The 14,765-nt window shown below is 64.8% G+C and carries 12 protein-coding genes and 1 tRNA gene; all 13 read left to right on the forward strand.

Features of this window, described 5'->3' with window-relative positions:
- On the forward strand, nucleotides 1-135 hold a 135-nt coding region (locus tag DES41_RS27435), incomplete at its 5' end, for an EF-Tu C-terminal domain-related protein (RefSeq protein WP_484279570.1).
- Nucleotides 136-145: 10 nt separating this feature from the next.
- Nucleotides 146-221: transfer RNA gene (locus tag DES41_RS27440), tRNA-Trp, on the forward strand.
- A gap of 96 nt (nucleotides 222-317) precedes the next feature.
- Entirely contained in the window at nucleotides 318-701 is a 384-nt protein-coding gene (secE, locus tag DES41_RS27445) for a preprotein translocase subunit SecE (protein ID WP_114470806.1), read from the forward strand.
- Complete coding sequence (gene nusG, locus DES41_RS27450) at nucleotides 702-1,289, forward strand: transcription termination/antitermination protein NusG (protein ID WP_114470807.1); 588 nt, start codon at nucleotides 702-704, stop codon at nucleotides 1,287-1,289.
- Nucleotides 1,290-1,440: 151 nt separating this feature from the next.
- On the forward strand, nucleotides 1,441-1,872 hold the full coding sequence (gene rplK, locus DES41_RS27455; protein WP_114470808.1) for a 50S ribosomal protein L11: 432 nt from the start codon (nucleotides 1,441-1,443) through the stop codon (nucleotides 1,870-1,872).
- Nucleotides 1,873-2,568: a 50S ribosomal protein L1 gene (rplA, locus tag DES41_RS27460; RefSeq protein ID WP_114470809.1), complete on the forward strand. Its 696-nt coding sequence runs from the start codon at nucleotides 1,873-1,875 to the stop codon at nucleotides 2,566-2,568.
- Between the two features lie 231 nt (nucleotides 2,569-2,799).
- On the forward strand, nucleotides 2,800-3,336 hold the full coding sequence (gene rplJ, locus DES41_RS27465; protein ID WP_114470810.1) for a 50S ribosomal protein L10: 537 nt from the start codon (nucleotides 2,800-2,802) through the stop codon (nucleotides 3,334-3,336).
- Between the two features lie 43 nt (nucleotides 3,337-3,379).
- Complete coding sequence (rplL, locus tag DES41_RS27470) at nucleotides 3,380-3,757, forward strand: 50S ribosomal protein L7/L12 (protein WP_114470811.1); 378 nt, start codon at nucleotides 3,380-3,382, stop codon at nucleotides 3,755-3,757.
- A 276-nt stretch (nucleotides 3,758-4,033) separates the two neighbouring features.
- The gene (gene rpoB / locus DES41_RS27475; protein ID WP_114470812.1) at nucleotides 4,034-8,146 is read left to right on the forward strand and encodes a DNA-directed RNA polymerase subunit beta; all 4,113 of its coding nucleotides are present in this window, start codon (nucleotides 4,034-4,036) and stop codon (nucleotides 8,144-8,146) included.
- 27 nt (nucleotides 8,147-8,173) lie between these two features.
- The gene (rpoC, locus tag DES41_RS27480; protein WP_114470813.1) at nucleotides 8,174-12,391 is read left to right on the forward strand and encodes a DNA-directed RNA polymerase subunit beta'; all 4,218 of its coding nucleotides are present in this window, start codon (nucleotides 8,174-8,176) and stop codon (nucleotides 12,389-12,391) included.
- 101 nt (nucleotides 12,392-12,492) lie between these two features.
- Nucleotides 12,493-13,047: a LemA family protein gene (locus DES41_RS27485; protein ID WP_114470814.1), complete on the forward strand. Its 555-nt coding sequence runs from the start codon at nucleotides 12,493-12,495 to the stop codon at nucleotides 13,045-13,047.
- Between the two features lie 105 nt (nucleotides 13,048-13,152).
- Nucleotides 13,153-13,470, forward strand: coding sequence for a c-type cytochrome (locus tag DES41_RS27490; protein WP_114470815.1), 318 nt, complete (start codon nucleotides 13,153-13,155; stop codon nucleotides 13,468-13,470).
- Nucleotides 13,471-13,483: 13 nt separating this feature from the next.
- The gene (locus DES41_RS27495) at nucleotides 13,484-14,761 is read left to right on the forward strand and encodes an NAD(P)/FAD-dependent oxidoreductase (protein ID WP_114470816.1); all 1,278 of its coding nucleotides are present in this window, start codon (nucleotides 13,484-13,486) and stop codon (nucleotides 14,759-14,761) included.
- Nucleotides 14,762-14,765 lie beyond the last annotated feature (4 nt).

Genomic DNA, 14,765 nt, shown 5'->3' on the forward strand with positions numbered 1-14,765 from the left:
GTCATGCCTGGCGACAACGTGTCGATCACCGTCAAGCTGATCAACCCGATCGCCATGGAAGAAGGCCTGCGCTTCGCCATCCGCGAAGGCGGCAAGACCGTCGGCGCTGGCGTGGTCGCCAAGATCATCGAGTGATGTGATTCGGAGGGGTATAGCTCAATTGGCAGAGCGTCGGTCTCCAAAACCGAAGGTTGTAGGTTCGATTCCTACTGCCCCTGCCACCTGATCCAGGTGGCCCCCCGAAAAAGCCCGTCACTTGCCTGACGGGCTTTAGCGTCTGAACGACGCACGTGTTTGATTGCAGCATTAGGGCCGAAATGGCGACTTCGCAAGTTGAAACTGTCAGTACCGGCGCGGACAAGGCCAAGTTGGCCGTGTCTGCGGCGCTCGTCATTGCGGCGCTGGCTGGTTTTTATCTGCTGGGCAAGCAGGGCCAGGTGGCCCAATGGGGCGCATTGATTGTCGGGCTGGCCGCTGCCGTGGCTCTGTTCTTCAACAGCGAGCCTGGCCGCCAGCTGATCGCCTTCGGCCGCGACGCCTGGCGTGAGGTCAAGAAGGTCGTTTGGCCAACGCGCAAGGAATCCATGCAGATGACGGCGTACGTGTTCGCCTTCGTCGTCGTCATGGCCTTGTTCCTGTGGTTCACGGACAAGACCTTGGAATGGGTGCTGTACGACCTCATCTTGGGCTGGAAGCGATAAATGACTGACGCAGTGGAATCTCCCGCGACGGACGCAATGCCGGGCCCGACCAACCCGGATTTCCGGTGGTACATCGTCCATGCCTATTCGGGCATGGAGAAGGCCGTCGAGCGCAACATCGTCGAGCGCATCACGCGCGCCGGCATGCAGGCCAAGTTCGGCCGCATCCTGGTGCCGACCGAAGAGGTGGTCGAGGTCAAGAACGGCCAGCGCCGCACGACCGAGCGCCGCCTGTTCCCGGGTTATGTGTTCGTCGAGATGCTGATGGACGACGAGTCCTGGCACCTGGTCAAGCACACCAACAAGGTGACTGGCTTTGTCGGTGGCGCCAAGAACCGCCCGGCCCCGATCTCCGAAGAAGAGGTCGTCAAGATCGTCAGCCAGATGCAGGAAGGCGTGGAGAAGCCGCGCCACAAAGTCGAATTCCTGGTCGGCGAGTACGTGCGCGTCAAGGAAGGCCCCTTCACCGACTTCAATGGGTCGGTCGAGGAAGTCAACTACGACAAGAACAAGGTCCGCGTGTCGGTCACGATCTTCGGTCGCGCGACCCCTGTCGAGCTGGAATTCAGCCAGATCGAAAAGACCTGACTCAGGGTGCCGGGCGCGAGCCCGGCCTCGACGGCAACGCGCTTTCTCGACTCGGCGCGTTGGCCGCGGTTAGCAAGAGTCTTCACCCCCGGGGAGCCGAGGCGGCCTGCACAGGCTGACCGGAGCGCTTGTACCCGCAAGGAGTTCATTCATGGCGAAGAAAATCGTCGGCTTCATCAAGCTGCAAGTGCCAGCTGGTAAGGCCAACCCGTCCCCCCCGATCGGCCCGGCGCTCGGTCAGCGCGGCCTCAACATCATGGAGTTCTGCAAGGCGTTCAACGCCCAGACCCAAGGCGTCGAGCCGGGCCTGCCGCTGCCCGTGGTGATCACGGCCTTCGCGGACAAGAGCTTCACCTTCATCATCAAGACCCCGCCCGCGACGGTCCTGATCAAGAAGGCCGTCAAGCTGGACAAGGGTTCGGCCACGCCGCACACCGTCAAGGTCGGCAAGATCACGCGCGCACAGCTCGAAGAGATCGCCAAGACCAAGCTGAAGGACATGAACGCCGCGAACGTGGATGCCGCCATCCGCACGCTGGCCGGTTCCGCCCGTTCCATGGGCATCACGGTGGAGGGTCTCTAAATGACCAAGCTGACCAAGAAGCAAAAGTCGCAGCAGGGCAAGGTCGACAGCAACAAGCTGTACGCCCTGACTGACGCCCTGAGCATCGTCAAGGAAGCCGCCACCGCCAAGTTCGATGAATCCATCGACGTGGCCGTGCAGCTGGGCATCGACGCCAAGAAGTCCGATCAGGTCGTGCGTGGCGCCGTCGTGCTGCCCAACGGCACCGGCAAGACCAAGCGCGTCGCCGTGTTCGCCCAAGGCGCCAAGGCCGAGGAAGCCAAGGCCGCCGGCGCCGACATCGTCGGCATGGACGACCTGGCCGCCATGGTCAAGGCTGGCGACATGCCCTTCGACGTGGTCATCGCTGCACCCGACGCCATGCGCGTTGTCGGTACGCTGGGCCAGATCCTGGGCCCGCGCGGCCTGATGCCGAACCCGAAGGTCGGCACCGTGACGCCCGACGTCGCCACGGCCGTGAAGAACGCCAAGGCTGGCCAGGTCCAGTTCCGCGTCGACAAGGCCGGCATCATCCACGGCACCATCGGCCGCCGCTCGTTCGATTCGGACAAGCTGCAAGGCAACCTGGTGGCCCTGATCGATGCGCTGACCAAGGCCAAGCCGGCTTCGAGCAAGGGCTTGTACCTGCGCAAGGTGGCGGTCTCGTCGACCATGGGTGTGGGCGTCCGCGTGGACACCCAGTCCATCTCGGCGTAATCGCAAGAAATTTGGGCCGCCCGCGAGGGTGGCCCAAGGTGGTGGGCCGGGTGGTTGCAAGACCGCCCGGGCCATCCAAGACCGTTGGTGTCCTTCACAAGGACTTAATCGCGCAAGCAACCAACGCAGATGGCGATCCCGCTGCAGATGGATTTTTTCCTGAACAGTTGGTCGCTGCAAGAAGGCGTGTTGAAGGGCTCCGGCCCGAAGACACAAACAAAGGAGTAGACCTTGAGTCTTAATCGCAGTGAGAAAGAAGCGGTCATCACCGAAGTGACCGGGCTCGCCGCTCAAGCTCAAACGCTCGTGATGGCGGAATACCGTGGCATCACGGTCGCTGACATGACCCGCCTGCGCTCCAACGCGCGCAGCGCTGGCGTGAGCCTGTCCGTGTTGAAGAACACGCTGGCCCGCCGCGCTGTCGCTGGAAGCGCATTCGAAGTCGCGTCCGACCAGATGACCGGCCCGCTGATCTATGGCTTCTCTACCGATGCCGTGGCCGCCGCGAAAGTGGTGTCCGAGTTCGCGAAGACCAACGACAAGTTGGTGATCCGCGGCGGTGCATTCGGTGGCAAGGCCCTGGACGTCGACGGCGTCAAGCAACTGGCGAACATCCCTTCGAAGGAAGTCCTGCTGGCCCAGATCTGTGGCCTCTTGATGTCCCCGATCTCGCGCACGGCCGTTGTGCTGGGCGCGCTGGCCGCCAAGAAGGGCGAAGGCGCAGAACCCGCAGCCGAGGCTCCCGCAGCCGAAGCCGCCGCAGCCTGATCGAACGATCGCGCGGCACAACCAACTTATTTAGGAAATCAAAATGGCATTCGATAAAGACGCATTCCTGACCGCTCTCGACAGCATGACGGTCCTCGAACTCAACGACCTGGTCAAGGCCATCGAAGAGAAGTTCGGCGTGAGCGCAGCCGCCATGGCCGCTCCCGCAGCCGGTGGCGGCGGTGCTGCCGCTGCAGCCGTCGAAGAGAAGACCGAATTCAACGTCGTGCTGCTCGAAGCCGGCGCGAACAAGGTCTCCGTCATCAAGGCCGTGCGTGAAATCACGGGCCTGGGTCTGAAGGAAGCCAAGGACCTGGTCGACGGCGCTCCGAAGAACGTCAAGGAAGGCATTGCCAAGGCCGACGCCGACGCTGCCAAGAAGAAGCTGGAAGACGCTGGCGCCAAGGTCGAACTCAAGTAATTTTGGGTTTTGCCAAGGCTGGAGTGTCCGATACGGGCCTCCAGCCTTTGGTGCTTGTGGAGCGTTGCAAAGTGCCCCGCTGCAGAAGGCAGCCGAAAGCGGTCCAATCCCCTTTCGAGTGTCTTTTGACTCGACTGCAAAAGATGACTTGGTACGGGCGATGTGCAATGCATCGCCGTCCGCCATAGGTTGGTAGTGGCCAGCCGCCAAGTTCACCGCACAGGAGCATGTGCCGGTGCCTCAGTCGCAGGATTTGTATCCTCGCCCGGAGAATTCATGGCCTATACCTACACCGAACGAAAGCGCATTCGCAAGAACTTTGGCACCCGCGACAGCGTGTTGGACGTTCCCTACCTGCTGCAGATGCAAAAGGACGCGTACACCGCGTTCCTGCAGGCGGACATCGTCCCCGCGAAGCGCGCCACCGAGGGCTTGCAGGCGGCGTTCGACGCGGCCTTCCCGATCGTCTCGCACAACGGCTATGTCGAGATGAAGTACGTCGAGTACAACCTCGCCAAGCCGGCCTTCGACGTGCGCGAGTGCCAGACCCGCGGCCTGACGTTCGCCTCGGCCGTGCGCGCCAAGGTGCAACTGATCATCTACGACCGTGAGTCGTCGACGCCGCAGTCCAAGGTGGTCAAGGAGGTCAAGGAGCAAGAGGTCTACATGGGCGAAGTGCCCCTGATGACCGAGAAGGGCTCCTTCATCGTCAACGGCACGGAACGCGTGATCGTCTCCCAGCTGCACCGCTCGCCGGGCGTGTTCTTCGAGCACGACAAGGGCAAGACGCACAGCTCGGGCAAGCTGCTGTTCTCCGCACGCATCATTCCCTACCGCGGCTCCTGGCTGGACTTCGAATTCGACCCGAAGGACATCCTGTACTTCCGCGTCGACCGCCGTCGCAAGATGCCGGTCACGATCCTGCTCAAGGCCATCGGCCTGAACCCGGAATCGATCCTGGCGAACTTCTTCGTCAACGACAACTTCCGCCTGATGGACAGTGGCGCGCAGATGGAATTCGTCGCCGAGCGCCTGCGCGGTGAAGTGGCGCGCTTCGACATCACCGACAAGACCGGCAAGGTCATCGTGGCCAAGGACAAGCGCGTCACGGCCCGCCACACCCGTGACATGGAGCAGTCGGGCACCACGCACATCAGCGTGCCGGAAGACTTCCTGATCGGCCGTGTGGTCGCGCGCAACATCGTCGACGCCGACACCGGCGAGATCATCGCCAAGGCCAACGACGAGCTGACCGAAGCGCTGCTGAAGAAGCTGCGCTCGGCCGGCGTGCAGGACCTGCCCGCGATCTACACCAACGAACTCGACCAGGGCGCCTACATCAGCCAGACCCTGCGTTCGGACGAAACCGCCGACGAGTTCGCCGCGCGCGTGGCCATCTACCGCATGATGCGCCCCGGCGAGCCGCCGACCGAAGACGCGGTGCAGGCCCTGTTCCAGCGTCTGTTCTACAACCCGGACACGTACGACCTGTCGCGCGTGGGCCGCATGAAGTTCAACGCCAAGGTCGGCCGCGACGAATCCACCGGCCCGATGGTGCTGACCAACGAGGACATCCTCGCCGTGGTCAAGATCCTGGTGGACCTGCGCAACGGCCGCGGTGAAGTCGATGACATCGACCACCTCGGCAACCGCCGCGTGCGTTGCGTCGGCGAACTGGCCGAGAACCAGTACCGCGCCGGCCTCGCCCGCATCGAGAAGGCCGTCAAGGAGCGTCTGGGCCAGGCCGAGCAAGAGCCGCTGATGCCCCACGACCTGATCAACTCCAAGCCGATTTCCGCGGCGCTCAAGGAGTTCTTCGGTGCATCGCAGCTGTCGCAGTTCATGGACCAGACCAACCCGCTGTCCGAGATCACGCACAAGCGCCGCGTCTCGGCCCTGGGCCCGGGCGGTCTGACGCGCGAACGTGCCGGCTTCGAAGTGCGCGACGTGCACGTGACCCACTACGGCCGCGTCTGCCCGATCGAAACGCCGGAAGGCCCGAACATCGGCCTGATCAACTCGCTGGCCCTGTACGCCCGCCTGAACGAGTACGGCTTCATCGAGACGCCGTACCGCCGCGTGGTCGACAGCACGGTGACGATGCAGATCGACTACCTGTCCGCCATCGAGGAAGGCAAGTACGTCATCGCCCAGGCCAATGCCGAGCTGAACGCCGAAGGCCGCCTGACCGGCGAGCTGGTGTCCGCGCGCGAGAAGGGCGAATCCATCCTGGTCAGCGCCGAGCGCGTTCAGTACATGGACGTGTCGCCCGCGCAGATCGTCTCCGTGGCTGCTTCGCTCGTGCCGTTCCTCGAGCACGACGATGCGAACCGCGCGCTGATGGGCGCCAACATGCAGCGCCAGGCCGTGCCCGTGCTGCGCCCCGAGAAGCCGTTCGTCGGCACCGGCATCGAGCGCGTGTCCGCGGTCGACTCCGGCACCGTGGTCACGGCCCGCCGCGGCGGCATCGTCGACTACGTGGACGCCACCCGCATCGTGGTGCGCGTGAACGACGCCGAAGCCGTCGCCGGCGAAGTCGGTGTGGACATCTACAACCTGATCAAGTACCAGCGTTCCAACCAGAACACCAACATCCACCAGCGTCCCATCGTCAAGCGTGGCGACCTGCTGGCCAAGGGCGACGTGGTGGCCGACGGCGCCTCCACCGACCTGGGTGAACTGGCTCTGGGCCAGAACATGCTGATTGGCTTCATGCCCTGGAACGGCTACAACTTCGAAGACTCGATCCTGATCTCCGAACGCGTGGTCGCCGACGACCGCTACACCTCGATCCACATCGAGGAACTGGTGGTGATGGCCCGCGACACCAAGCTGGGTGCCGAGGAAATCACGCGCGACATCCCGAACCTGGCAGAGCAGCAGCTCAACCGCCTGGACGAGTCCGGCATCATCTACGTCGGGGCCGAAGTCATGCCTGGCGACACGCTGGTCGGCAAGGTCACGCCCAAGGGCGAGACCACGCTGACGCCGGAAGAGAAGCTGCTGCGCGCCATCTTCGGCGAGAAGGCTTCCGACGTGAAGGACACCTCGCTGCGCGTGGACCAGGGCTCGCAAGGCACGGTCATCGACGTGCAGGTGTTCACCCGCGAAGGCATCCAGCGCGACAAGCGCGCCCAGCAGATCATCGACGACGAACTCAAGCGCTTCCGCCTGGACCTGAACGACCAGCTGCGCATCGTCGAGGCCGACGCGTTCGACCGGATCGAGAAGCTGCTGAATGGCCGCGTCGCCAATGGTGGCCCGCAGCGTCTGGCCAAGGGCACGAAGATCGACAAGGCCTACATGGCCTCGGTCGAGAAGTTCCACTGGTTCGATATCCGCCCGGCCGAAGACGAAGTGGCTTCGCAACTCGAATCGATCAAGAACTCGATCGAGCAGCAGCGCCACAGCTTCGACCTGGCCTTCGAAGAGAAGCGCAAGAAGCTCACGCAGGGCGACGAGCTGCCCGCGGGCGTGCTCAAGATGGTCAAGGTCTACCTGGCCGTCAAGCGCCGCCTGCAACCTGGCGACAAGATGGCCGGCCGCCACGGCAACAAGGGTGTGGTGTCCAAGATCGTTCCGGTCGAAGACATGCCCCACATGGCCGACGGCACGCCGTGCGACATCTGCCTGAACCCGCTGGGCGTGCCTTCGCGCATGAACGTGGGCCAGGTGCTGGAAGTGCACCTGGGCTGGGCTGCCAAGGGCATCGGCCAGCGCATCGGCGACATGCTGCAGCGTGAAGCGCGTGCCAACGAGCTGCGCGGCTACCTGGAGTCGGTCTACAACAGCGCCGGCCGCAAGGAAGACCTGTCCGAGCTGGACGACACCCAGGTGCTCGAGATGGCGCAGAACCTGTCGCAGGGCGTGCCCTTTGCGACGCCGGTGTTCGACGGCGCTGCCGAAGAAGACATCCGCGCCATGCTCAAGCTGGGCTACCCGGAAGAAGTCGCCGCGGCCAAGGGCCTGACGGAGACGCGCACCCAGGCCTACCTGTTCGACGGCCGTACCGGCGAGCGCTTCGAGCGCCCGACCACGGTGGGCTACATGCACTTCTTGAAGCTGCACCACTTGGTGGACGACAAGATGCACGCGCGTTCGACCGGCCCGTACTCGCTGGTCACGCAGCAACCGCTGGGCGGCAAGGCCCAGTTCGGCGGCCAGCGTTTCGGGGAAATGGAAGTGTGGGCGCTGGAAGCCTACGGCGCCTCCTACACCCTGCAGGAAATGCTGACCGTGAAGTCCGACGACGTGGTCGGCCGTACCAAGGTGTACGAGTCCATCGTCAAGGGCGAACACGCCATCGAGGCCGGCATGCCGGAATCGTTCAATGTGCTGGTCAAGGAAATCCGTTCCCTGGGCCTGGACATCGAGCTGGAACGCAGCTAATCAGGGCAAGGCAAAGGAAACAACGCTATGAAGTCACTACTCGACCTGTTCAAGCAGTTCACGCCGGATCAGCATTTCGATGCGATCAAGATCGGCATGGCCTCGCCCGAGAAGATCCGTTCCTGGTCCTTCGGTGAGGTGAAGAAGCCCGAGACCATCAACTACCGCACGTTCAAGCCCGAGCGCGACGGCCTGTTCTGCGCCAAGATCTTCGGCCCCATCAAGGACTACGAGTGCCTGTGCGGCAAGTACAAGCGCCTGAAGCACCGCGGCGTGATCTGCGAGAAGTGCGGCGTCGAAGTCACGCAGACCAAGGTGCGCCGCGAGCGCATGGGCCACATCGACCTGGCCGCGCCCTGCGCGCACATCTGGTTCCTGAAGTCGCTGCCGTCGCGTCTGGGCCTGGTGCTCGACATGACGCTGCGCGACATCGAACGCGTGCTGTACTTCGAAGCGTACGTCGTGACCGATCCCGGCATGACCCCGCTGAAGAAGTACGCGATCATGACCGAGGACGACCATGACGCGAAGCGCAAGGAATACGGCGACGAATTCCAGGCCAAGATGGGTGCCGAGGGCATCAAGGATCTGCTCGAGAGCATCGACATCGACGATGCCATCGAGAAGCTGCGCAACGACCTGACCGGCTCGGAAGTCAAGATCAAGAAGAACGCCAAGCGCTTGAAGCTCTTGGAAGCGTTCAAGAAGTCTGGCATCAAGCCCGAGTGGATGGTGCTGGACGTGCTGCCCGTGCTGCCGCCGGATCTGCGTCCGCTGGTGCCGCTGGACGGCGGCCGCTTCGCCACGTCGGACCTGAACGACCTGTACCGCCGCGTCATCAACCGCAACAGCCGTCTGCGCCGTCTGCTGGAGCTGAAGGCCCCGGAGATCATCGCGCGCAACGAAAAGCGCATGCTGCAGGAGGCTGTGGACAGCCTGCTGGACAACGGCCGCCGTGGCAAGGCCATGACGGGCGCGAACAAGCGCGCCCTGAAGTCGCTGGCCGACATGATCAAGGGCAAGAGCGGCCGCTTCCGCCAGAACCTGCTGGGCAAGCGCGTCGACTACTCGGGCCGTTCGGTCATCGTGGTGGGCCCGACGCTCAAGCTGCACCAGTGCGGCCTGCCCAAGCTGATGGCGCTCGAGCTGTTCAAGCCCTTCATCTTCTCGCGCCTGGAAGCCATGGGCATCGCGACGACGATCAAGGCCGCCAAGAAGGAAGTCGAATCCGGCACGCCGGTGGTCTGGGACATCCTGGAAGAGGTCATCAAGGAGCACCCGGTCATGCTGAACCGGGCTCCGACGCTGCACCGCCTGGGCATCCAGGCCTTCGAGCCGATCCTGATCGAAGGCAAGGCCATCCAGCTGCACCCGCTGGTCTGCGCCGCCTTCAACGCCGACTTCGACGGTGACCAGATGGCCGTGCACGTGCCGCTGTCCGTGGAAGCGCAGATGGAAGCCCGCACGCTGATGCTGGCCTCCAACAACATCCTGTTCCCCGCCTCCGGCGAGCCGTCCATCGTGCCGTCGCAGGACGTGGTGCTGGGCCTGTACTACACGACGCGCGAGCGCATCAACGGCAAGGGCGAGGGCCTGATCTTCGCCGACACCGGTGAAGTGCGCCGTGCCTTCGACGCGGGGGAACTCGACCTGAACGCCAGGATCAACGTGCGCCTGACCGAGTACACCAAGGACAAGACCACGGGTGAGTTCGTGCCGTCGACCAGCCTCGTGGAAACCACGGGTGGCCGCGCTCTGCTGTCGGAGATCCTGCCCAAGGGGCTGCCGTTCTCCAACATGAACAAGGCGCTCAAGAAGAAGGAAATCTCCAAGCTGATCAACGTCAGCTTCCGCAAGTGCGGCCTGAAGGAGACGGTGGTCTTCGCCGACAAGCTGCTGCAGTCCGGCTTCCGCCTGGCGACCAAGGCCGGCATCTCCATCTGCATCGACGACATGCTGGTGCCCAAGGAGAAGACCGGCATCATCGCGCGCGCCCAGAAGGAAGTGAAGGAGATCGAGCAGCAGTACGTCTCCGGTCTCGTGACCGCCGGCGAGCGCTACAACAAGGTCGTGGACATCTGGGGCAAGTCGGGCGACGAAGTCTCCAAGGTGATGATGGCCCAGCTGTCCAAGCAGAAGGTCATCGACCGCCACGGCAAGGAAGTGGACCAGGAGTCCTTCAACTCCATCTACATGATGGCCGACTCGGGCGCCCGCGGTTCCGCCGCGCAGATCCGCCAGGTGGCCGGCATGCGGGGCCTGATGGCCAAGCCGGACGGCTCCATCATCGAGACGCCCATCACGGCGAACTTCCGTGAAGGCCTGAACGTGCTGGAGTACTTCATCTCCACCCACGGTGCGCGCAAGGGTCTGGCCGACACGGCGCTGAAGACGGCGAACTCGGGTTACCTGACGCGCCGCCTGGTCGACGTGACGCAGGATCTGGTCGTGACCGAAGACGATTGCGGCACGCACGACGGCACCGTCATGCGCGCCATCGTCGAGGGCGGTGAAGTCATCGAATCGCTGCGCGACCGCGTGCTGGGCCGCACCACGGCCGACGAGGTGCTGCACCCCGAGAACCGCTCGGTGCTGCTGGCTGCCGGCGAGATGCTGGAAGAAGACACCATCGACGGGCTGGAAGCGGCCGGCGTCGACGAGGTCAAGGTCCGCACTGCGCTGACCTGCGCCACGCGCTTCGGCATCTGCGCCAAGTGCTACGGCCGCGACCTGGGCCGCGGTGGCCTGATCAACATGGGCGAGGCCGTCGGTGTGATCGCCGCCCAGTCCATTGGCGAACCCGGCACGCAGCTGACCATGCGGACCTTCCACATCGGTGGTGCGGCGTCGCGTGCGGCGATCGCATCCAGCGTGGAAGCGAAGTCCAGCGGCACCGTGGGCTTCAACGCCACGATGCGCTACGTGACCAACAGCAAGGGCGAGTTGGTGGTGATCGCGCGTTCGGGCGAGATCATCATCTCCGAGCACGGCCGTGAGCGCGAGCGCCACAAGGTGCCCTACGGTGCGACGCTGGCCGTCAAGGCCGACCAGAGCATCAAGGCCGGCACCGTGCTGGCCAACTGGGACCCGCTGACGCGCCCCATCATCACCGAGTTCGCTGGCCGCTCGAAGTTCGAGAACGTGGAGGAAGGCCTCACGGTCGCCCGCCAGGTCGACGAAGTGACGGGCCTGTCCACGCTGGTGGTCATCGACCCCAAGCGCCGCGGCGCCGTGAAGGTCGTGCGTCCCCAGATCAAGCTCGTCGATGCCAACGGCAACGAGGTGAAGATCCCTGGCACCGACCACTCGGTGACGATCGGCTTCCCGATCGGCTCGCTGATCCAGGTGCGCGACGGTGAAGAGGTCGGCCCTGGCGAAGTGCTGGCCCGCATCCCGGTCGAAGGCCAGAAGACGCGCGACATCACCGGCGGTCTGCCGCGGGTGGCCGAGCTGTTCGAAGCACGTACGCCCAAGGACAAGGGCCTGCTCGCCGAGCAGACCGGTACCGTGTCGTTCGGCAAGGAGACCAAGGGCAAGATCCGCCTGCAGATCACCGACCCGGAAGGCAAGGTCTGGGAGGACCTTGTGCCCAAGGAAAAGAACATCGTGGTGCACGAAGGCCAGGTGGTCAACAAGGGCGAATCCGTCGTCGACGGCCCGGCCGATCCGCAGGACATCCTGCGCCTGCTGGGTGTCGAGGAACTGGCGCGCTACATCGTCGACGAAGTGCAGGACGTCTACCGCCTGCAGGGCGTGAAGATCAACGACAAGCACATCGAGGTGATCGTTCGCCAGATGCTGCGCCGTGTCGTGGTCGACAACGTCGGCGAGTCCGGCTACATCGCTGGTGAGCAGGTCGAGCGCTCGGAGATCCTGAACACCTCCGAGGCACTGCAGGCCGACGGCAAGATCCCGCCGACCTACAGCAACCTGCTGCTGGGCATCACCAAGGCCTCGCTGTCGACCGACTCGTTCATCTCCGCGGCTTCTTTCCAGGAAACCACGCGCGTGCTGACCGAAGCGGCCATCATGGGCAAACGCGACGAGCTGCGCGGCCTGAAGGAGAACGTCATCGTCGGCCGCCTGATCCCCGCAGGCACCGGCATGGCCTACCACCAGGCACGCAAGGCCAAGGACCTGATGGACGACGCCGAGCGCCGTGCCATCGCCGAAGCCGAAGCCGCCGAACTGGCTGGACAGGAAGCCACGGCCGACGCCGCCGGCGAGGGCCCGGCCGGCGAGTAAGCCGTACCGCGCTGCCGGCGTCACGCCGGCCCGACCCCGGGGTCCCTATCATGGCCCCGGGGTTTTTTTATGGGTGATCGATCGATGGAGATGCGGACGTGATGCAAGCGGCATGGAGTACCTGGCTGGTCTGGGGTGGAGTGGCCGCCGTGCTGCTGTTCTGGGGCGTCGGCGCCTACAACCGCCTGGTGCGCCTGCGCACCAAGGTCTGGTCCATCTTCGCCAGCCTGGTTGCGCAACTGGAGCGCTATGCTGCTTGGATGGCCGAACATGCGCCCGAGCCGCCGCCAGGCAATGCACCCCCGCGGGCCGGCGATGCCTGGAGCAACCTGCGGGCGGCCAGTGCGCAGTTCTCGGCGTCGCTCGCCGCTGTGCGTGGCAAGCCTTCCGATACGGCCGCCATGGCCGGCCTGGTGGCCGCGCGCGCCGTGCTGGCCATGGCCTGGCAGTACCTGGACGACGAGACTCTGGCGCGCGCGCGCAGCGGCCAGCCAGTGGCGACGCTGCGCTCGGAATGGGACGCCGTGGGCACCCAGGTGCAGGGCGCCGAGCGTGCGTACGCGGCCGCTGTCGAGGTCTACAACCGTGCGGTGCGGCAGTTTCCTGCGGTGTTGCTGGCCTGGCTGTTCAGTTTCAAGCGGGCGCGCACGCTGTAGCCCGATCGCCCGGGCTTGCACCTGTGCAGACAATGTCGGTGGTGGCTGCACGCCGTCATGGATACTGGCGGCCCCCAAAACCAGGCACCACCAGGAGATCTGCCCATGCGATGGAAGATGATGCTGGCCTTCGCGGCCGGGCTGGCCGGGGTCGCTGCGCCGGCCGCTGCCCAGGACAAGGACGCGCTGTACATGCGCAGCCTGGCCGCCACCTGCGCCAATTGCCACGGCACGCAGGGCAAGGCCCAGCCCGGCTCCAGCGTGGTGTCCCTGGCCGGCATGCCGGCCGAGCAACTGACCGCGCAGATGGCCGCGTTCAAGGCCGGCACGCGCAGCGCGACCATCATGCACCAGCTGGCCAAGGGCTACAGCGATGCGCAGATCGGGCAGATCGCCGCCTACTTCGCGGCCCAGAACAAGTAAGGAGCGCCCCACCATGCAACGACGTTCCTTCCTGCATTCCTCCGCCGGCCTGGCCCTGCTGGGCCTGGCTGGCTGCGCCAGCACGGGGGCCATTCCCTCCAAAGCCAAGGTCGTGGTCATCGGCGGCGGCTACGGCGGCGCCACCGCGGCCAAGTACGTGCGCATGCTGTCGGACGACAAGATCGATGTGGTGCTCGTCGAGCCGAACGAGGCCTTCGTGTCCTGCCCGCTCTCCAACCTCGTGATCGGCGGCAGCCGCCAGATCGCCGAGGTGACATCGCCCTACACCGAACTCTCGCGCCGCCACGGCGTGACGCGCGTGCGCGACAGCGCCGTTGCCATCGACACCACGGCGCGCACGGTCAAGCTGGCTGGCGGCGGGACCATCGCCTACGACAAGCTCGTGGTCTCGCCCGGCGTGGAACTGCAGTTCGGCAGCATCGAGGGCCTGCAGGCCGCGCATGCGGCAGGCCAGGTCCTGCAGGCCTGGAAGGCAGGCCCTGAGACCGTGGCGCTGCGGCGCCAACTCGAAGCCATGCCCGACGGCGGCGTCTACGCCATCACCATTCCCGAGGCGCCGTACCGCTGCCCGCCGGGGCCCTACGAGCGTGCCAGCCAGGTCGCCTGGTACTTCAAGCACTTCAAGCCGCGCAGCAAGGTTTTGATCCTGGACGCGAACCCGGACGTCACCTCCAAGGGTCCGTTGTTCAAGAAGGTCTGGGCCGAGCAATACAAAGGCATCGTCGACTACCTGCCGCAGCACAAGACCATGGCGGTCGACGCCAAGGCCGGCCTGGTCAAGTTCGAGGTGCACGAGGACGTCAAGGCGCAAGTCATCAACGCGCTGCCGGCCATGCGCGCGGGCGCCATCGCGGTGCAGGCCGGCCTCAACAACATGGCCAACAACCGCTGGTGCGGCGTGAACTACCAGAGCTTCGAATCGACGGCTGCACGCGACGTCTTCGTGATCGGCGACTCCATCCAGATCGCACCCGCCATGCCCAAGAGCGGCCACATGGCCAACGGCCATGGCAAGGTGGCCGCCGCGGCCATCGTGGCGCAGCTGTCCGGCTGGGACGTGAACCCCGCCCCCATGCTCAACAACACCTGCTACAGCTTCGTCGACGACCGCAACGTGGTCCACGTGGCCAGCGTGCACGCCTACGACGCGGCAGAGAAGACCTTCAAGGCCGTGGCCGGCTCCGGCGGCGTGAGCACGGGCCCGACCGAACTCGAAGGTGTCTACGCCATGAACTGGGCGCAGAACATCTGGGCGGACACGCTGGGATGAGCGT

Origin of the sequence: Pseudorhodoferax soli (assembly GCF_003337555.1) — a bacterium.
Classification (GTDB): Bacteria; Pseudomonadota; Gammaproteobacteria; order Burkholderiales; family Burkholderiaceae_C; genus Pseudorhodoferax; species Pseudorhodoferax soli.